At 57.9% G+C, this 20,449-nt stretch carries 14 protein-coding genes; 13 read left to right on the forward strand and 1 reads right to left on the reverse strand.

Annotation, left to right across the window (positions count from 1 at the left end):
* Positions 1-183 precede the first annotated feature (183 nt).
* The 9 genes from DIT71_RS07535 (at position 184) to rluB (ending at position 11,826) form a co-directional block, all read left to right on the forward strand.
* The gene (locus DIT71_RS07535; RefSeq protein ID WP_114612903.1) at positions 184-3,021 is read left to right on the forward strand and encodes a 2-oxoglutarate dehydrogenase E1 component; all 2,838 of its coding nucleotides are present in this window, start codon (positions 184-186) and stop codon (positions 3,019-3,021) included.
* A gap of 25 nt (positions 3,022-3,046) precedes the next feature.
* A complete protein-coding gene (gene odhB, locus DIT71_RS07540) occupies positions 3,047-4,297 on the forward strand; it encodes a 2-oxoglutarate dehydrogenase complex dihydrolipoyllysine-residue succinyltransferase (RefSeq protein WP_114612594.1) in 1,251 nt (416 codons plus the stop codon).
* Between the two features lie 35 nt (positions 4,298-4,332).
* Positions 4,333-5,772, forward strand: a complete 1,440-nt coding sequence (lpdA, locus tag DIT71_RS07545) for a dihydrolipoyl dehydrogenase (RefSeq protein ID WP_114612595.1) — start codon at positions 4,333-4,335, stop codon at positions 5,770-5,772.
* Positions 5,773-5,808: 36 nt separating this feature from the next.
* On the forward strand, positions 5,809-6,975 hold the full coding sequence (gene sucC, locus DIT71_RS07550; RefSeq protein ID WP_114612596.1) for an ADP-forming succinate--CoA ligase subunit beta: 1,167 nt from the start codon (positions 5,809-5,811) through the stop codon (positions 6,973-6,975).
* Complete coding sequence (gene sucD, locus DIT71_RS07555) at positions 6,975-7,847, forward strand: succinate--CoA ligase subunit alpha (protein ID WP_114612597.1); 873 nt, start codon at positions 6,975-6,977, stop codon at positions 7,845-7,847. The genes sucC and sucD overlap by 1 nt, the downstream gene beginning before the upstream one ends.
* 179 nt (positions 7,848-8,026) lie before the next feature.
* On the forward strand, positions 8,027-9,241 hold the full coding sequence (locus DIT71_RS07560; RefSeq protein WP_199490971.1) for a tryptophan--tRNA ligase: 1,215 nt from the start codon (positions 8,027-8,029) through the stop codon (positions 9,239-9,241).
* A 101-nt stretch (positions 9,242-9,342) separates the two neighbouring features.
* The gene (locus tag DIT71_RS07565; RefSeq protein ID WP_114612905.1) at positions 9,343-10,116 is read left to right on the forward strand and encodes a segregation and condensation protein A; all 774 of its coding nucleotides are present in this window, start codon (positions 9,343-9,345) and stop codon (positions 10,114-10,116) included.
* A gap of 39 nt (positions 10,117-10,155) precedes the next feature.
* Entirely contained in the window at positions 10,156-10,818 is a 663-nt protein-coding gene (scpB, locus tag DIT71_RS07570) for an SMC-Scp complex subunit ScpB (protein ID WP_114612598.1), read from the forward strand.
* A 36-nt stretch (positions 10,819-10,854) separates the two neighbouring features.
* On the forward strand, positions 10,855-11,826 hold the full coding sequence (gene rluB / locus DIT71_RS07575; RefSeq protein ID WP_114612599.1) for a 23S rRNA pseudouridine(2605) synthase RluB: 972 nt from the start codon (positions 10,855-10,857) through the stop codon (positions 11,824-11,826).
* On the opposite strand, the gene DIT71_RS07580 is transcribed toward rluB, so the two are convergent.
* Positions 11,827-12,738, reverse strand: a complete 912-nt coding sequence (locus tag DIT71_RS07580) for a GGDEF domain-containing protein (RefSeq protein WP_199490986.1) — start codon at positions 12,736-12,738, stop codon at positions 11,827-11,829.
* A 291-nt stretch (positions 12,739-13,029) separates the two neighbouring features.
* Here DIT71_RS07580 and DIT71_RS07585 point away from each other — a divergent pair, with 291 nt between their 5' ends.
* The 4 genes from DIT71_RS07585 to ligA all read left to right on the forward strand — a co-directional run bounded on the left by DIT71_RS07585 (position 13,030) and on the right by ligA (position 20,441).
* Positions 13,030-13,713 (forward strand): GntR family transcriptional regulator, encoded by a 684-nt coding sequence (locus DIT71_RS07585; protein WP_114612601.1) that lies wholly within the window; start codon positions 13,030-13,032, stop codon positions 13,711-13,713.
* A 1-nt stretch (position 13,714) separates the two neighbouring features.
* A complete protein-coding gene (gene smc, locus DIT71_RS07590; protein ID WP_114612602.1) occupies positions 13,715-17,209 on the forward strand; it encodes a chromosome segregation protein SMC in 3,495 nt (1,164 codons plus the stop codon).
* A 128-nt stretch (positions 17,210-17,337) separates the two neighbouring features.
* Positions 17,338-18,411 carry a cell division protein ZipA gene (gene zipA, locus DIT71_RS07595; protein WP_114612603.1) on the forward strand — a complete coding sequence of 358 codons (1,074 nt, stop codon included), beginning with the start codon at positions 17,338-17,340 and terminating at the stop codon, positions 18,409-18,411.
* The gene (ligA, locus tag DIT71_RS07600) at positions 18,408-20,441 is read left to right on the forward strand and encodes an NAD-dependent DNA ligase LigA (RefSeq protein WP_114612604.1); all 2,034 of its coding nucleotides are present in this window, start codon (positions 18,408-18,410) and stop codon (positions 20,439-20,441) included. The genes zipA and ligA overlap by 4 nt, the downstream gene beginning before the upstream one ends.
* Positions 20,442-20,449: the final 8 nt, after the last annotated feature.

The following is a 20,449-nucleotide window of genomic DNA, read 5'->3' on the forward strand; positions in this document are numbered from 1 at the left end:
CGTGGCGGGAACCGATCATCTTTCACCGCGGTTTTGCTGAGTATAATAACCACCGGGGAGCGGAAAACATCCTTGTTGGGTGTGGTGGCCACAGTCGATCCCGTAAAAACCCGTATTGACTCGGATTTACCCCTGGCCGACCATAGCCAGCTCCCCGCACCAGCCCAAGGTGAGCTATTCAAAATGCACGAAAGCATAATGGAGCAGTTATGGCAGACTTCCCACCTTCAGGGTGGCAATCTTGCCTATGTTGAACAGCTTTTCGAAACCTACCTGACAGACCCCAATGCTATTCCGGAAGAATGGCGCAGCTACTTCGATAAACTTCCCAGTGTGGATGGCTACAAAGGCCGCGATATAGATCATTCATCTATACGTCAGCAGTTCGAGCATATTTCCCGTAATCAGCGTTTCCTTGCCACCGGTGGTGTGCCTGCCAGCGCGACCTCCGATGCCGACAAGAAGCAGATTCGCGTGCTCCAGCTGATCAACGCCTTTCGTTTCCGCGGCCATCAGGAAGCGAGGCTTGATCCCCTGGGAGTCTGGAATCGTCCCCAGGTGGAAGATCTCGATCCTTCGTTCCATGAGCTTTCCGAAGCGGACTACGATCTGGAGTTTCAGACCGGCTCCCTGAACTTCGGTTCCGAGGCCATGAAACTCAGGGACATCGTAAGCGGCCTTCGCGAGACTTACTGCGGAAGTATTGGTGCCGAGTACATGCACGTTGTGGATACGCGGATCAAGCGCTGGTTTCAGCAACGAATGGAGCCGGTGCGTTCGCGTCCGAATTACGAGGCGGCGACGCGCAAGCATCTTCTTGAGCGCCTCACGGCGGCGGAAGGCCTGGAGAAATATCTGGGTTCCCGCTATCCGGGTGTCAAGCGTTTTGGCCTTGAGGGTGGTGAGACCCTGATCCCCTGTCTGGATGAATTGATCCAGCGAGCGGGCAGTTACGGTGCCAAGGAAATTGTACTGGGCATGGCCCACCGTGGCCGCCTGAATGTTCTGGTCAACACGCTTGGTAAAAACCCGAAAGAGCTGTTTGACGAGTTTGAGGGCAAGAAACTCGCCGCTTCCGGTTCCGGTGACGTTAAATACCACCAGGGTTTCTCATCCAACGTGATGACCGAGGGCGGTGAAATCCACCTGGCACTTGCCTTCAACCCGTCGCACCTTGAGATTGTGTCGCCCGTGGTTGTAGGCTCCGTTCGCGCACGCCAGACCCGACGTGAAGATCCCAATGGTACCCAGTGTGTGCCCATCATCATGCACGGTGACGCAGCCTTTGCCGGGCAGGGCGTGGTCATGGAAACCTTCCAGATGTCCCAGACCAGGGGTTATGGCGTCGGTGGCACCATTCATATCGTCATCAACAACCAGGTCGGCTTTACCACCAGCAAGCAGGAAGACGCCCGTTCCACGGAATACTGCACCGATGTGGCCAAGATGATCCAGGCCCCGATCCTGCACGTGAACGCGGATGATCCTGAAGCGGTAATGTTCGTGACTCAGATGGCCATGGACTATCGCCACCAGTTCAAGAACGACGTGGTTATTGACTTGGTCTGTTATCGCCGCCGTGGCCACAACGAGGCGGATGAGCCGGCAGCCACGCAGCCGGTGATGTACGACAAGATCCGCAAACTGACGACCACCCGCAACCTTTACGCCGAGAAACTGGTGGCAGACGGGGTTATTACTGAGGAAGAGTCGAAGCAGCTTGAGCTGGATTATCGCAACGAGCTGGATAAGGGTGACCATGTGGTCAAGTCCCTGGTCAAGGAGCCCAACAAGGAGCTCTACGTAGACTGGACCCCTTATCTGGGCCACGAGTGGACGGCAAAGTGCAAGTCCAGCGTTGCCCTCAAGACAATCCAGAAACTTGGTAAAAAGCTGACCCACATACCGGAAGGTTTCAGTGTGCAGCGCCAGGTTTCCAAGATTATCAGCGACCGCGAGAAGATGACGGCCGGTGCCCTGGCCATCAACTGGGGCTACGGCGAGATCATGGCCTACGCCACGCTTCTCGATGAGGGGCACCCGATACGTATTACCGGCCAGGATGTCGGCCGCGGCACCTTCTCCCACCGCCACGCGGTGCTGCATAACCAGAAAGACGGCGCGACCCATATCGCCCTCGAGCATATTGCCGAGGACCAGCCAAAATTCGAAATTATTGACTCCCTGCTTTCCGAAGAAGCGGTAATGGCGTTCGAATATGGTTATTCAACCACGGCTCCGAAGGGTCTGGTTGTATGGGAAGCCCAGTTTGGTGACTTTGCCAACGGCGCCCAGGTAGTCATTGACCAGTTCCTGACCAGTGGCGAGCATAAGTGGGGGCGCCTGTGTGGCCTGACCCTGCTGTTGCCTCATGGCTATGAAGGCCAAGGCCCTGAGCACAGTTCAGCGCGCCTCGAGCGCTTCCTTCAGCTGTGTGCAGAGCACAATATCCAGGTATGTATTCCGACCACCCCGTCGCAGGTGTTCCATATGCTGCGCCGTCAGGTCAAGCGCCCACTGCGCAAGCCGCTGGTAGCCATCACGCCGAAGAGTCTGTTGCGGCACAAAGAGGCAACCTCGGACCTTGACGATCTGACATCGGGCACCTTCAAAACCATTCTGCCCGAGAAAGAGCCGTCTGATCCCAAGAAAGTCACGCGGCTTATTCTGTGCAGCGGCAAGGTTTATTTTGACCTGCTGGAGCGCAAAAAAGCCGACGAGCGGAATGATGTTGCCATCGTGCGTATTGAGCAGCTGTACCCATTCCCGGGAGATGATCTGGATGAGCTGATAAGCCAGTACACCAAGCTCAAGCACGTGGTCTGGTGTCAGGAAGAGCCCATGAACCAGGGTGCCTGGTACTCGAGCCAGCATCACATGAGAAATGCTCTCCATCGCCATAATCCCAAACTATATCTTCAGTATGCGGGTCGTGACGCTTCTGCTGCTCCGGCCTGTGGACATATGTCCGTCCACATTGAAGAGCAGAAAAAGCTGGTTAACGACGCGTTTGAAATCTGACGAGCTACCGAACTAAGGACCCGAGATGTCAACAGAAATAAAAGCCCCCGTATTCCCAGAGTCGGTCGCCGAAGGCACAGTCGCGACCTGGCACAAGCAGCCCGGAGAAGCCTGTTCACGTGACGAGCTGATTGTCGACATTGAAACCGACAAGGTTGTGCTTGAAGTCGTCGCTCCGGCAGATGGTGTTATTGAGGAAATACTCAAGGGTGAAGGCGACACCGTGGAAAGCGGTGAAGTGGTCGGCAAATTCAAGGAAGGTGCCGCTGGCGAATCAAAGCCTGCGGCCAAGGATGAAGGCAGCAAGGAGGAAGACAATAAAGAGGAGGCATCTGAAAAGCCTGCTGAAGAAACCGCCAAATCCTCCGGTGAGGCCATTCTGAGCCCGGCTGCCCGTAAGCTTGCAGAAGAGAACAACATTAATCCGGAGGCTGTCGAAGGCACCGGGAAAGATGGTCGCGTTACCAAAGAAGACGTTCAGAATCATGTAGATGCCGGAAAGTCTTCAGGATCAGCATCAGCGCCCACAGCGAAGCCCGCTGGCGACATGCCCCAAGTGGATATCGGTTCCGGTGAGCGTCCTGAAAAGCGTGTGCCGATGACCCGACTGCGCGCCAGCATTGCCAAACGGCTGGTTAATGCCCAGCAAACTGCCGCCATGCTGACCACGTTCAATGAAGTGAACATGGGGCCGGTGATGGAGCTGCGCAAGCAGTACAAGGAAAGTTTCGAGAAGCGCCACGGGGTCAAGCTCGGCTTCATGTCGTTCTTCACCAAGGCCGCTACCGAAGCTCTGAAACGCTTCCCCGCCGTGAATGCCTCCATAGACGGTAACGACATGGTTTATCATGGCTACCAGGATATTGGTATTGCGGTTTCAAGTGATCGCGGCCTGGTTGTTCCTGTCTTGCGCGACACCGATGCACTCGGCCTTGCCGGCATCGAAAAGAAGATTGTCGAGTACGGAACCAAGGCCAAAGAGGGCAAGCTTGGCATCGATGAAATGACCGGTGGCACGTTCACTATCACTAACGGTGGTATCTTTGGGTCACTGATTTCCACGCCCATTCTGAATCCGCCGCAAACCGCCATCCTGGGCATGCACAAGATCCAGGAGCGCCCGATGGCAGTGAACGGCAAGGTGGAAATCCAGCCAATGATGTATCTGGCTCTTTCCTATGACCACCGCATGATCGATGGCAAGGAAGCAGTACAGTTCCTGGTGGCCATCAAGGAAATGCTTGAGGATCCGGCACGCATTCTGCTGGACGTCTGAGCCGACATTAACGAATTGGATAAACGGGATAAAACATGTCTGACAAGTACGACGTAATCGTCATTGGCGCCGGCCCTGGCGGCTATGTTGCCGCAATCAAGGCAGCGCAACTGGGCTTGAAAACCGCGTGTATCGAATCGTGGACCGACAAGGAAGGCAAGCACCGGCTTGGCGGTACCTGCCTGAATGTTGGCTGTATTCCTTCAAAGGCATTGCTGGAGATCTCCCACAAGTACGAGGAGGCCCACCACGGTTTTGCGGATCAGGGCATCATTGCGAAAGATGTCAAGATGGACATCGGCAAGATGATGGAGCGCAAGGAAGGTATTGTGAACCAGCTCACCGGTGGCATCGGCGGTCTGTTCAAGGCGAACGGCGTAACCTCGATTCAGGGTCACGGCAAGTTGCTGGCCAACCGCAAGGTTGAGGTAACGGACAAGGATGGCAAGGCCACCACCTACGAGGCGGATAACGTCATTATCGCCACTGGTTCCAAGCCCATCCAGATCCCGCCCGCACCGTTTGACGGCGAGCATATCGTTGACTCCGAGGGCGCACTGGAATTCACCGAAGTACCCAAGCGTCTCGGCGTTATCGGTGCCGGCATCATCGGGTTGGAGCTCGGCAGTGTATGGGCGCGACTGGGTGCCGAGGTAACCGTACTTGAAGCAGTGGACACCTTCCTGCCGGCCATTGACCAGCAGATCGCCAAGGATGCGCTGAAGCAGTTCCAGAAGCAGGGCCTCAACATAGTGCTGGGTGCCCGCATGACTGGCGCTGAAGTGAAGCGCAAACTGGTCAACGTCAGTTATGAGGACGCCAACGGCAAGCAGGAAGCCAAGTTCGACAAGCTGATCGTCGCCGTTGGCCGTCGCCCGTACACGGACAACCTGCTGTCTGAAGACTCGGGCGTCCAAATGGACGAGCGCGGCTTCATTTTTGTGGATGACACCTGCAAAACCGAGGCGCCAGGCGTCTGGGCTGTTGGTGATGTGGTTCGTGGTCCTATGCTGGCGCACAAGGCCTCGGAAGAGGGCGTGATGGTCGCCGAGCGTATCGCCGGCCACAAGCCCCAGGTGAACTACGACTGCATCCCGAACGTGGTATACACCTTTCCGGAAGTTGCCTGGGTCGGCAAGACCGAAGAGCAGCTCAAGTCTGAAGGGGAAGAATACAACGTGGGTACCTTCCCGTTTGCCGCCAATGGCCGCGCCATGGCAGCGAATTCGGCGACCGGTATGGTCAAGATCATTGCGGATGCTAAAACCGACCGTATTCTCGGCTTCCACGTGGTAGGTCCCCAGGCTTCTGAAATCGTTGCCCAGGGCGTTATTGCCATGGAGTTCGGTTCCAGTGCCGAAGATCTGGCCCTGACCTGTTTTGCACATCCGACTCTGTCCGAGTCTGTGCACGAGGCAGCTCTGGGCGTGGCCGGTGGTGCGATTCATATCGCCAACCGCAAGAAAAAGAAGTAACGCAAACCAGGAATTTTTTAATTCGGGACATTGACTATGAATTTGCATGAATATCAGGGCAAGCAGCTGTTCGCTGAATATGGCCTGCCAGTATCCAAGGGCATTGCCTGCGATACCCCCAAGGAAGCAGTGGCTGCTGCTGACGAGATTGGCGGCGACGCCTGGGTTGTGAAGGCTCAGGTTCACGCCGGTGGCCGCGGCAAGGCCGGCGGTGTGAAGCTGGTCAAAAGCAAGGACGAGATCCGTGCCTTCGCTGAAAACTGGCTTGGCAAGAACCTGGTGACCTACCAGACTGACGAAAATGGCCAGCCGGTCAGCAAGATTCTCGTTGAGTCCCTGACCGATATCGATCAGGAGCTTTACCTGGGTGCGGTTGTTGACCGTGGCACCCGCCGCATCGTGTTCATGGCGTCCACCGAAGGTGGTGTCGAGATCGAGCAGGTTGCTGAAGAAACCCCCGAAAAGATCCTCAAGGCCGAAATCGACCCGCTGGTAGGCGCACAGCCTTACCAGGGCCGCGAACTGGCCTTCAAACTGGGTCTGGAAGGCAAGCAGATTGGCCAGTTCACTAAGATTTTCATGGGCCTGGCAAAGCTTTTTGAAGATCGTGATCTTGCACTGCTGGAAATCAACCCGCTGGTTATCACGCCAGCCGGCGATCTGCACTGCCTCGACGCCAAGATTGGCGTTGACGGTAACGCACTTTATCGCCAGAAGAAGATCCACGAAATGCATGATCCTTCCCAGGAAGACTCCCGGGAAGCGGAAGCGGCCAAGTGGGAACTCAACTACGTGGCGCTGGAAGGCAACATCGGCTGTATGGTAAATGGTGCCGGTCTGGCCATGGGCACCATGGACATTATCAAGCTGTCCGGCGGCCAGCCCGCGAACTTCCTGGACGTCGGCGGCGGTGCGACCAAAGAGCGTGTCTCCGAAGCGTTCAAGATCATTCTGTCTGACTCCAACGTCAAGGCGGTTCTGGTCAACATCTTTGGTGGCATTGTTCGCTGCGACATGATTGCAGAGGGCATCATCGGTGCCGTCAAGGAAGTGGGCGTCAAGGTTCCTGTGGTTGTTCGCCTTGAAGGCAACAACGCTGAAATCGGCACCAAGGTGCTCGCCGACAGCGGCCTGAACATCATTGCTGCCACCAGTCTGTCGAATGCGGCAGAGCAAGTCGTAAAAGCCGCGGGGGGCAAATAATGAGCATCCTGATCAACAAAGACACCAAAGTTATCTGCCAGGGCTTTACCGGTGCGCAGGGTACCTTTCACTCTGAGCAGGCCATTGAGTACGGCACCAAAATGGTTGGCGGCGTCAGCCCCGGTAAGGGCGGCACCGAGCATCTTGGCCTGCCGGTATTCAATACCGTGCGTGAAGCGGTCGAGAAAACGGGCGCGGAAGCGACCGTAATCTATGTACCGGCACCGTTCTGCAAGGACGCCATCATTGAAGCTGCAGCCGCTGGTATCCAGCTGATCGTATGTATCACTGAGGGCATCCCCACCATCGACATGCTCTATGCGAAAGAATATGTGGATCGCAAGGGCGTGCGGATGATCGGTCCGAACTGCCCGGGTGTGATCACGCCGGGTGAGAGCAAGATCGGTATCATGCCGGGCCATATCCACAAGCCTGGTAAGGTGGGCATCGTATCCCGCTCAGGTACCCTGACTTACGAAGCGGTCAAGCAGACCACGGACTTCGGTTACGGTCAGTCCAGCTGTGTTGGTATCGGTGGCGACCCGATTCCGGGCTCCAACTTCATCGATATACTGCAACTGCTGCAGGACGATCCCCAGACCGAAGCCATCGTAATGATCGGCGAGATCGGCGGTACCGCCGAGGAAGAAGCCGCTGCTTTCATCAAGGACAACGTCAGCAAGCCGGTGGTAGCCTACATCGCTGGTGTGACTGCGCCCCCCGGCAAGCGTATGGGCCACGCCGGCGCTATAATCTCCGGTGGTAAGGGCACGGCAGACGAGAAGTTTGCCGCCCTGAACGATGCCGGTGTCAAAACCGTGCGCAGCCTGGCCGAAATCGGCAAGGCGCTGAAGGAAGTCACCGGCTGGTAAATTTCCGCCGGTGAAGCAAAGCCCCCGGGTCTGCCTTGCGGACTTCCGGGGGCTTTTTGTTTAAGGCGCCGGTTGCAGGTTTTTCAAAGGTACCTTAACGCCGGGGGCACATAAGTCTATAATCCCCGGTCAGCCTCGAATAAGATGGCTGTGTCCTATAAACAGAAGGAGTTCATGCTTTGAGTTCTGTCGATTCCCAGCAACGGATTTTGTCCGGCATGCGTCCCACCGGCAAGTTGCACCTTGGCCACTACCATGGTGTTCTGAAGAACTGGGTAAAACTCCAGCATGAGTTCGAGTGCTTTTTCTTCGTCGCTGACTGGCATGCACTCACCACCAATTACGACGACCCCAGTGGTATCCAGGACAGTGTCTGGGACATGGTGATCGACTGGCTGGCTGCCGGTGTCAATCCCGGTTCCTCCACCATGTTCATCCAGTCCAAGGTGCCGGAGCACGCCGAACTGCACCTGCTGTTGTCGATGATCACACCGCTGGGCTGGCTGGAACGTATCCCGACCTACAAGGACCAGCAGGAAAAGCTGCGGGAAAAGGATCTGGCTACCTACGGTTTCCTGGGTTACCCGTTGCTGCAGAGCGCGGATATTCTCATGTACCGGGCAGGGCGTGTGCCGGTGGGCGCGGACCAGGTGTCCCATGTGGAAATCACGCGGGAAATTGCCCGTCGCTTCAATCACCTCTACGGTCGTGAACAGGGGTTCGAGGAGCAAGCCGAAGGCGCCATCGTGAAGATGGGCAAGAAGAACGCAAAGCTTTACCGCACCCTCAAGAAACGCTACCAGGAAGAGGGTGACATGGAAGCGCTGGAGACCGCCCGGGCACTCCTCAAGGAACAGCAGAATATTTCCCTGGGTGATCGTGAGCGGCTTTACGGGTATATCGAGGGCGGTGGCAAGGTGATTCTGCCGGAACCCCAACCGTTGCTGACGCCGGAATCAAAGATGCCAGGGCTGGATGGGCAGAAAATGTCCAAGTCCTATAACAACTATATCGGGCTGCGTGAAGATCCCGACAGCGTGGCCCAAAAGGTTCGTACCATGCAGACCGATCCGCAGCGGGTACGCAGGACCGATCCGGGTGAACCGGAAAAGTGTCCGGTATGGGGGCTTCACAAGGTTTATTCCGATGCCAAAACCCGGGAATGGGTGCAAACCGGCTGCCGCAGTGCGGGCATTGGTTGCCTGGAGTGCAAGAAACCACTGATCGACTCGATTATTGAGGAGCAGCGCCCGCTGCATGAGCGTGCCAAGGAGTATGAGAGCAATCCGGACCTGGTACGCGCCATCATCGAAGAAGGTTGTGAGCATGCCCGGGACGCGGCACGAGATACCCTTGAGGAGGTCAGGGCAGCGATGGGCCTGAGCTATCGCTGAGCTCCGGCGATGAAGACTCTGGAGACACCATGACCGAGAATACCGCAAGCAAGGCAGCGGCAGAGGAGGGGGCGGACACGACCGTTCCGGTCGCTGAACAGATGCCGCTTGCGAGGGTTTCCGGCAAGCCGGTGGTTGATCTGCCCCGTGACCTGTATATACCGCCTGACGCCCTCGCGGTGTTTCTCGAGGCGTTTGAAGGGCCTCTGGACCTGCTGTTGTATCTGATCCGGCGCCAGAACATGGATATCCTGGATGTCGATGTCAGCGAGATCACCAAACAGTACATGGATTACATCGGTGCCGTGGAAGCCATGCGCTTTGAACTGGCTGCCGAATACCTGGTGATGGCGGCAACCCTGGCGGAGATCAAGTCGCGGATGCTGTTGCCGCGACAGGAAGCCGAGGATGAAGAAGAGATGGATCCCCGGGCGGAACTGATTCGTCGCTTGCAGCAGTACGAACGCTTCAAACAGGCGGCCGAAGATATCGACGAAATGCCACGGCTGGAGCGGGATAGCTTTACGGCCTCGGCAGCATTGCCGAAACTGTCATCGAGTCAGCCGCATCCGGACGTGGATTTGCGGGAAATCCTGCTGGCATTGCAAGGGGTGCTGAAGCGGGCGGACCTGTTCACCAGCCACCATGTTGAAAAAGAACGGCTGTCTACCCGTGAGCGCATGTCGGCGATACTGTCGGTGTTGAGGGACGACCAGTTCGTGACGTTTGAAAGTCTGTTCACACCGGAAGAGGGGCGACTGGGCGTTGTGGTAAGCTTCCTGGCGACCCTGGAACTGGTCAAGGAACAGCTTATTGAAGTGGTGCAGGCCGAGGTGCTGGGCCCGATTCACGTCAGGGCCAGAGCGTCGTGCTGACTATCAGACACCGTGCAATTTGATACCCGGTAGTGAACCATGAACGAAGAAAACCTTCGAAAAATCCAGGCGATCACGGAAGCGGCGCTGCTTGCCGCCGGCAAACCGCTGTCGGTCGAACAGTTGCGGGAGCTGTTTGAAGAGGATGAGCGCCCGGCCCGTCAGATCATGGAGCACGTGCTGGTGCTACTGGAACAATCCTGTCGGGGGCGGGGATTTGAGCTGAGAAAAGTGGCCAGCGGGTATCGGCTCCAGGTACGGGAAGAGTACGCGCCCTGGGTCGGGCGATTATTCGAGGACAAACCCCAACGTTACTCCCGTGCTCTGCTGGAAACCCTGGCCCTGGTAGCCTATCGCCAGCCGATCACCCGCGGTGAGATTGAAGATATCCGGGGCGTCACCGTCAGCAGCAATATCGTCCGTACCCTGCTGGAGAGGGAATGGGTTCGGGTTGTGGGGCATCGGGATGTGCCCGGTCGGCCGGCCATGTTCGCGACCACGAAACAGTTTCTGGATTATTTCAACCTGGAAGGGCTGGACCAGTTGCCGCCGCTCTCCGAAATACGGGATCTGGAAGAGATCGGGCGGGAAATTGAAAAGAACATACAGGCCGAGATCGAATTTGAGTCTCCGGCCAGAGACACTGGTGAGAACGACGGCGAAACCACACCGGAATCCTCGCCAGGGCAGACACTTCACTGATGCCGCCGGCATCAGTCACTAGTAAAGGACAGATTCATGGCGGCAGATCGCCCCCGCAAGCCTGAAAAGAAAACCCAGGAAGAAAGCACGCCCTCGGGCCCGGAACGCATCCAGAAGTTGCTGGCCCGTGCTGGTGTAGGGTCACGCCGGGAAGTCGAGGGCTGGATAGAGGCCGGCCGCCTGGTGATCAACGGCCAGCCGGCGGAGGCCGGACAGAAAGCATCGGTCAGCGATCGGATTGAGCTTGATGGTAAGCGTCTTGATATTACCGCTGGCGCAGAAGTGCTCCGGCGCGTGTTGATTTACAACAAGCCGGAAGGGGAAGTCACCACCCGCCGGGATCCGGAAGGGCGTCCGACAGTATTTGACAGTCTTCCCCGGCTTCGTGACCATCGCTGGATCGCGATTGGTCGGCTTGATATCAATACCACCGGTCTGGTGCTGTTTACTACCGACGGCGAACTTGCCAACCGGCTGATGCATCCGTCCCGGCAGATCGACCGCGAGTACGCGGTGAGGGTTTTTGGCGAGGTTGATGATGCCATGATCAAGCGGCTGTCAGAAGGAGTGCTGCTGGATGACGGTATGGCGAAGTTTTCGGATATTACCGAAGCCGGCGGCAAGGGGATTAACCAGTGGTTCCACGTCACTCTACTGGAGGGGCGTAACCGGGAGGTTCGCAGGCTGTGGGAATCCCAGGGTGTCCGGGTCAGCCGTCTCAAGCGGGTACGCTATGGGCCGGTTTTCCTGCCCAGCCGGCTGACCGTTGGCAAGTGGGAAGAGCTGGACCAGAAAGCGGTGGATTCGCTGAGCAAGGCGGTGGACCTGAAACCGGTAGAGATCCCGGCGAAAACGCCGTCTGAACAGAAGATTCATGATCGACAGCGCCGGAAGCAGCCAAGCTCCGCGCCCCGGAAGTCGGGCAATCCCCGTTGGCAGGTGGACAGCTCCGGTCCCGATCAGAAACCGGCTCGCAAGCCTGCCCCACGCAAATCGCCCAAGCGATAATCAGTTTCCGATAGCGGCGAAAACCCTGGTGCAGTTACGGCCATGGTCTTTCGCCCGATACAGCGCTTCGTCCGCGCGGGCCAGCCAATGATTGGCGGACTCGTCTGGAAGACGCTGGGCAACCCCGCAGCTGGTAGTGACGGAAACATCGGTGTCACCACAGTTAACGGAAATGGTGCCGATAAACTTGCGAATTCGATCGGCAACAACGCGGGCATGATTTTCATCGGTGTGGGGCAGCAGGATGGCAAACTCCTCCCCCCCAAAACGGTAGACGCTGTCAGAGTTACGCACTGCTTTCTGAAGTTCAGCGGCCGCCAGCTTCAGAATGTGATCCCCTACCACGTGACCGTGCTGGTCATTTACCTTTTTGAAATGGTCCAGGTCACACAGAATCAACGAATAGTCTTCGCCATGCCTGTCTCCGAGGCAGCACGCCCGTGCCAGCACCTCGTCCATTGCTCGCTTGTTGGGCACGCCGGTGAGGGAGTCTGTCAGGGCAGCCTGCTCGATGGCGATGAACTGGCAGGCATTACGGATCGGGCAGATGGCTGCGGCCAGCATCAGTTCGATGCCTTCGAGTTCCTGCTCAGCAAATTTCTGGCGCCGACTGAGCGAGAGGGTGCCGTAGAAGCTGCCCTCCAGATTGAGACGATAATCGCAACGGTGAGGGCCCCCCATGCCGGTGGCATACACGAATTCACGGGCTGCAATCTGGTGACGGTAATTCATGCAGTCGAAGGGTATGACTGAGCTGATCTCTTCCGCAAGGATGGCCAGCTGTGTCTCCAGATTGAGCGTTGTTGATAGTCGGCGGGTAAGGCGGGTAAGAACATCCGGGGATTCGCTCCATTCCCGGTGAGCCTGCCTGAGTGCTGCGAGCTTCTGGGGTTGCGGTCCTGACTTGTTGATCGTGGGATGTTTTTCACTCGACGCGGCCTGTTGAAGATATTTTTCGTTGTAGCAAGCAAACTTCCGGCCAATAATTAAATAATGTTTAAAAACATAAACCTATCGAATAATATTTACATCGTTTATAGGAGTGGAAATGATAAAAATGAGTGCCGTGTCAATAAACCGGCAGTGACTTGCCATGCCGGCCGGATCGTTAAAATGTCGGACAAGGGGATTGGGGCCGCTGGCGCCTGTGGTAAACTCCTGCGCTCATTCTTTGCTGTCACTGGCGAGTGAGCGACCAACAGTATGAGGTTTCAGGCCCCCGAAAGTCTTTCCGAGCAGATAGCCCAGCATATCGGGCAGCGCATCATCACCGGTGATCTGAGGCCGGGTGAGCGGATCCAGGAACTGAAAGTGGCCGGGGAACTCGATGTCAGCCGTGGTTCTGTACGCGAATCCCTGCTGATTCTCGAGCGCCGCCACCTGGTGGAGATCTTTCCGCGCCGGGGCGCGGTGGTCTCGCGACTGACACCGGAACTGGTGAACAGCCTCTACGACATCTACATCGATTTGCTGTGCATGTTGGGGCGCAAAGTTCTGGAACGCTGGTCTGGCGCGCAGTTGTCCGGGCTCATGGGCCAGGTCCGTGAGCTCCAGGTGGTGATTGATGCCCTTAATTCGTCCGGTAGCGACGCGGCGGAGCAGGTGATGGACGCGGGTTTCGGGGTTATGCGATACGCTTACGGTCTGGTTGAAAACCCCTTTCTTGAAGAAACTCTGGAAAATTTCCGTCCCGCCATCAGCCGGACCTATTTCGTCGCCCTGGAGAACTTTCGGGATGAACTCGAGGAAACCGGTCGCTTTTTCCGACTGCTGGCCGACGCTGCTGTCCGGGGCGATTCACCGGGCCTGGAAAAAGCAATCTGCGAGTTTGGTGAACACCAGCGCCGACAGGTGCTGAGTATTCTCGGGGAAGGAGTGAGCGCCTGATATGCGCCTGAAATCCATCAAGCTGTCTGGTTTCAAGTCGTTCGTGGACCCGACGACGGTACCCTTTCCTTCCAATATGACCGCGGTGGTGGGTCCCAACGGCTGCGGTAAGTCCAATATCATCGATGCCGTGCGTTGGGTAATGGGCGAGAGCTCGGCCAAGTATCTTCGTGGCGAGTCCATGTCGGACGTCATTTTCAACGGCTCCAGCGCGCGCAAACCGGTAGGGCAGGCGTCCATTGAACTGGTTTTCGATAACAGTGACGGGTCGGCCCCGGGCGAATTCGTCCGGTTCAATGAGATTTCCGTTCGCCGCCGGGTCTCCCGGGAGGGGCAATCCGAATACTTCCTCAATGGCTCCAAATGCCGTCGCCGCGACATAACGGATCTGTTCCTGGGCACTGGCCTCGGTCCGCGCAGCTACGCCATCATCGAGCAGGGTATGATTTCCAGGCTGATTGAGGCCAAGCCCGAAGAACTGCGGGTGTACATTGAGGAGGCGGCCGGGATCTCCAAGTACAAGGAGCGCCGCAAGGAGACAGAAAGCCGTATACGCAGGACCCAGGAAAATCTTGAGCGCCTGACGGACCTGCGTGAAGAACTCGGTCGACAGTTGCAACACCTTGAGCGCCAGGCCCAGGCTGCAGAAAAGTACAAGGCCTTTAAGCAGGAAGAGCGGCAGAAGAAGGCCGAATTGACGGTGCTACGGTGGCAATCCCTGGACAGGGACCTGCAAACCTGGCGTTCCCGCATCCGGGATACGGAACTGGAACTGGAAAAACAGCTTTCCGAACGCGTCAGCCTGGAGACCTCCCTGGAATCACTGCGGGAAAGTCACCAGGACCGTAACGAACATTTCAACAAAGCCCAGGCCCGTTATTATGAGGCCGGCGCCGATATCGCCCGCATCGAACAGAGCCTTGAACACCAGCGTGAACGCAGCCGCCAGACCGCCGCAGAGCTGGACCAGGCGATGGCGAACCAGCGCGAGCTGGCCCGTGAGGTCGAGCAGGACCAGCAAAAACTCTCCGGGATCCAGGAGGAACTGGACATGCTGGAGCCGGAACAGGAGGCACTGTCCCTGAAGTCCGAAGACTCCGGTGAAAAACTTCAGAGCGCCGAGGATGCCATGAGCGACTGGCAGCATAGCTGGGAGGATTTCAGTACCCGCTCTGCGGATGCCCGGCGCCAGGCAGAGCTCGCCCAGTCTCGCATTCGTTCCCTGGAGAATGCCATTGAGCAGCTCCGTAACCGTCAGCAAAGGCTGAAGGAGGAACAGGACCTGCTCGAGAGCCAGCTTGACCGCGCCGGGCTGGACGATTACCTCGAGCAGCAGGAACCCCTGGAGCTGCAGCGGGAAGAAGCCTCTGAGCGAATTGAACTCGTCCAGGAGGACCTGCAGGAGGCACGGCACCAGCAGCGGGACGCCGAGCAGGCAGCCTCCGATGCCCGTCAACAGGTACAGAGCCTGCGAGCGTCACTGGAGTCCCAGCAGGCCTTGCTTGATGAACAGATGGGAGCGCAGGACGATACCCTGCAGGACTGGCTGAATGACCGGGGGCTGGGCAACAGTCCGCGCCTGGCCAAGCAGCTGCGGATCGAGGACGGTTGGGAGTTTGCGGTCGAGCAGGTAATTGGCCGATTCACCCAGGGGCTCAGCGTTCCAGGCCTGCATACGATGCAATCCGCGATGGCCGCGGCCCCTCGCGGGCTGGCATTGGTAAGCAGTGAATCCAGTGGCGTCAACACGTCAGAAGGTCTCGCCAGCAAGGTCATTGGTGCCGGCGGTATGGCGCCCCTGCTGGCGATGGTGGACACCGCGGAGACCATTGATGACGCCTTGGGCCGGCAGGGCACGCTGGCACCGGGCAACAGCATCATAACGCCTGAGGGAGCCTGGGTCTCTGCCGACTGGATTCTGATGCCGGATTCCGACGCGGCCCAGATCGGTGTCATTGAACGCCAGAAAAAGGTGAGTTCACTGGCGGACGAACTGGCGCGGGCAGAGGCTGCCCTGGAAACGGCCACGGATAGTCTGGATCGGCTGCTGGAGCAGTCTGAACGGGCGGAGGCCGCCAGGGACGAGGCTCAGGCGCGCCTGGCGGAGGCTGACCGGAGTCTGGCGACGCTGTCGTCAAAAATCAGTGGCCTGAAAGCCCGTGCCGAACAGATCGATGCCCGACTGCAACGCATCCGTGAGGATCTGGCGGATGTGTCCATGAATCTGGAAGATCAACAGGAGCAGCTGCAGGAAACCCGCGAAGAGTGGCAGCAGGCTCTTGCCTCCACGGAGGACAGTGACGAGGAGAAAGAACGCCTGCTTGAACGCCGCGATGTGCTGCGTGAAAACCTGGATCGCTTGCGCCAGGAGGCCCGGCATGATCGTGATCATGCCCATCAACTGCAACTTCAGCTGCAATCCCTGAACAGCCAGAGAGATGGACTGCGCCAGACCATTGATCGGATGCAGCTGCAGAAAGAGCGCCTGGACGAGCGTCTGGATATTCTGCGGGAAACCCGCGAGAGCGCGGAGGAGCCCATCGAGGACCTGGCGATGCAGCTGGAAGGCTTGCTGGACCGCCGTCTGGCCGAGGAAGAAAAGCTGGGCGCGGCGCGGGACGCGCTTGAAGAAATCGACCGGGACGTGCGGGACCGGGAGCAACGCCGCAGCCGCATGGAACATACCATAGCGGATGTCAGGGCCAGCCTGGAAAAGCTGAAAATGGAATCCCAGGCGCTGGAAATCCGCGCCGGCAATCACCTGGAACAGCTTGAAGAGCTGGATGTCCGCCTTCATGAGGTGCTGTCAGCATTGCCGGATGAGGCCAGCGAAGAAGCCTGGGCCGCGGAGCTGGAGAAACTCGGCTCGCGGATTCAGCGCCTGGGTGCCATCAATCTGGCGGCCATTGAGGAGTACCAGGTACAGAGTGAGCGCAAGACCTATCTGGACAGTCAGCACGAGGACCTGACCGAGGCCCTGGAAACTCTGGATAATGCGATTCGCAAGATTGACCGGGAGACCCGTCAGCGCTTCAAGGAGACGTTTGACCAGGTGAATGGGGGATTGCAGGCCCTGTTTCCGAAAGTGTTCGGGGGTGGTAATGCCTATCTGGACCTCACTGGCGAAGATCTTCTGGAGACGGGCGTGACCATCATGGCCAGGCCCCCGGGCAAGAAGAACAGCACCATTCATCTGTTGTCAGGTGGCGAGAAGGCGTTGACCGCGATTGCGCTGGTGTTCTCGATTTTCCAGCTCAATCCTGCGCCGTTCTGTATGCTGGACGAGGTGGACGCACCCCTGGACGACGCCAACGTCGGCCGCTATGCCAACCTGGTGAAGGAAATGTCGAAGCAGGTGCAGTTCATCTACATCACCCACAATAAGATCGCCATGGAAATGGCCGATCAGCTAATGGGTGTTACCATGCACGAGCAGGGATGTTCACGACTGGTCTCGGTCGATGTGGACGAAGCCACAGCGTTGGCGGAAGCCTGACATCGTGACTGCCCAGTGTTCGCTCGAAGATGACAAAAACGCCATCTGGCCTGTGTTTGCGTTGTATTCATTACAGGCTTTTTTTAGAGTAACAACGATATCCGATCTGCAAACAGGACAGCACCACTATGTCTCTTAGGGAATGGTTAATTGCCATCGGTACCCTGGTTATTCTCGGTATTGTTATTGATGGCTTGCGCCGCATGAGGCGCGCCCGTAAGGAATCGAGTGCAATTTCCTCCGGTATGGGAGCGGACGATCTCGACGATTCGCCTCTGGACAAGGACTACAATCCGGAGCTCCCCAACGGCGGCGCGCGAACCATCTCCTGGGATACCCTGGAGGAGCGCGGCTATGTGAAACCGGAAAAAAGCCGTTTTGCAAAGCCGGAACCCAAACCAACCCGTCCGGTTATCAAGAGCGAGAGACACGAGAAGCGGGAAGACTCCGCATCGGCGCAAACTCCCCAGGATTTTCCAGCCGGTGAAGCCGACAGCAGTGCCTATGATTCCGATACGGGATGGGGTGCGGTCGACAGTGAACCGGAAGTGCCTGCAGCGGATGACGGTATCCAGGGGCAACCCCGGGTTGTTGAGCCTCGAGAAAGGGAAGAAGCCCTGGCCCGGGAAGAAAAACCGTCCCCCGCTGGCCCGGAACACGGCGACACCGTTCCACCTGTGGTAACCACCGAAGTGGAGGAGGACACGGCGCGGCGAGAACAGGCAGGCAGAACCTCTGGTCAGCCGTTGGCCGGTGCCAACCGCCCCGAGGCGCGGGAAGTGGTTGTCATCAACGTGCTGGCAAAAACCGACGAGAATTTCACCGGGCCCCGGCTCAAGGCCCTCTTCGAGGCCTGCGGGCTGGAACATGGTGATATGGACATCTACCACCGGCACGAACAGACAGATACCACCAGCCCTGTGCAGTTCAGTGTTGCCAGCGCCGTAGAGCCGGGAACCTTCAGGCCGGAAGAGATGCCGACGCTTTCCACCCCCGGTATCAGCTTCTTCATGAGCATGCCCGGGCCAACCAATGCCATGCAGGCGTTCGAGTTCATGCTGGAGACAGCGCAGTGTGTCGTGCGCAATCTTGGCGGCGAACTGAAAGACGAGCGGCGCAGCGTGATGACGCCGCAAACCATTGAACACTGCCGTCAACGCATCCGTGAATTCGAACGCAAGCAACGATCCCCCAAAAAATGACCAAGGCTACTCCCGACGTAATCAGCCGGGCCCGTGAACTGCGGGACATCCTCGCCGACTACAACTATCAGTACTATGTTCTGGATGATCCGAAGGTGCCGGACGCGGAATACGACCGCCTGTTCCGTGAGCTGCAGGAACTGGAAGCCAAACACCCGGATATCGTAACCCCTGACTCGCCAACCCGCCGCGTGGGCGCCCAGGTTGAAACCAGCTTCGAGGAGGTGAAGCACCGGATCCCGATGCTGTCCCTCGACAATGCTTTCAGCGCGGACGAATTGCGGGACTTTGATCGTCGGGTCAGGGACCGCCTGAAAACCACCGATGATATCGAGTATGTGTGCGAACCCAAGCTGGACGGTCTGGCGGTCAGCCTGCATTACGAATCCGGCATTCTGACTCGTGCGGCCACTCGGGGCGATGGTTATACCGGTGAGGACATCACCGCCAATATCCGTACCATTCCCTCGGTGCCACTGAAGCTTCGTGGCGATTCGGTACCTGATCTCGTTGAGGTGCGGGGCGAGGTTTACATGCCGCTTGAGGGATTTGAAACCCTGAACAAGCGGCTGGCCGACCGGGGCGAAAAGACCTTTGTGAACCCCCGAAATGCCGCAGCAGGAAGCCTCCGCCAGAAAAAACCAACGGTCACGGCTCGACGTCCACTGGAAATGTGCGCCTACAGCGTTGCTCTGGAGGATGAGGGACGGTTGCCACCCACCCATTGGGAAGCGCTGCAACAGGTAAAAACCTGGGGGTTCCGGCTCAATCCGGAAATGCGCAAGGCAAGGGGGGTAGAGGACTGCTTGCAGGCGTACGACGATCTCATGGAGAAGCGGCAAAGCCTGCCCTACGAAATTGACGGGATTGTTTTCAAGGTCAACCGCCTGGAGCTGCAGCAGCAACTTGGCTTTGTCTCCCGTGCGCCACGATGGGCCATTGCCCAGAAATTTCCTGCGCAGGAAGAGCTCACGGTTATTGAAGATGTGGAATTTCAGGTGGGACGCACCGGTGCCATAACCCCGGTTGCCCGCCTCAAACCGGTGTTTGTGGGTGGTGTGACCGTCAGCAATGCCACGCTTCACAATATGGATGAAATCCGTCGTCTGGATGCCCGCATTGGCGATACCGTCTTCGTTCGTCGGGCCGGTGATGTCATTCCCCAGGTGGTCAAGGTGGTTACCGAACAGCGCCCGGACAACGCCCAGGTTGTCGAGCTGCCGGATTCCTGCCCAGTATGCCAGTCCGATATCGTTCAGATTGAGGGCGAGGCCGTGGCCCGCTGTTCCGGCGGCCTGTTCTGCCCGGCCCAGCGCAAGGAAGCCATCCGCCACTATGCGTCCCGTAAGGCCCTGGATATCGAGGGGCTGGGGGACAAGTGGATCGACATTCTGGTTGACCGGGAGCTGGTGAATACCGTTGCCGACCTCTACCTGCTGAAGAAATCCGACCTCACCGGTCTGGAGCGGATGGGCGAGAAGTCGGCCGATAACCTGATCAACGCCATTGACCGCTCCAGGCATCCGGTGTTGTGGAAATTTGTATACGCGCTGGGAATCCGCGAGGTTGGTGAAGCCACCGCCAAGGCCCTTGCCAGCCACTTCGGAACCCTGGAAGCCATCAGCGAGGCCGATGAAGACGCGCTGCAGGCGGTTCCCGACGTGGGGCCGATTGTTGCCGGCCATATCCGCAGTTTTTTTGATCAGCCCCACAACCAGGAAACCATTCAGGCGCTCAGAGACGCCGGAGTGGAGTGGCAGAGCGAGGAAATAACCGCGGCCGAGAAGCCTCTGAAGGGAGAAACCTGGGTACTGACCGGCAGCCTGTCCGGCATGACCCGGGATGAGGGCAAAGCCCGGCTTGAGTCTCTCGGTGCGAAAGTAGCCGGCAGTGTGTCAAAGAAAACCGCCTGTGTTGTCGCGGGCGAGGCAGCGGGGTCAAAGCTCACCAAGGCAGAAAGCCTGGAAGTGCCGATAATGGATGAGCAGGCGTTCGTTGATTTTTTGGCGCGCCATGGCATTGAGCGTTGAAACGGCGG

The sequence above is a fragment of the Marinobacter vulgaris genome, assembly GCF_003344045.1.
Lineage (GTDB): Bacteria > Pseudomonadota > Gammaproteobacteria > Pseudomonadales > Oleiphilaceae > Marinobacter > Marinobacter vulgaris.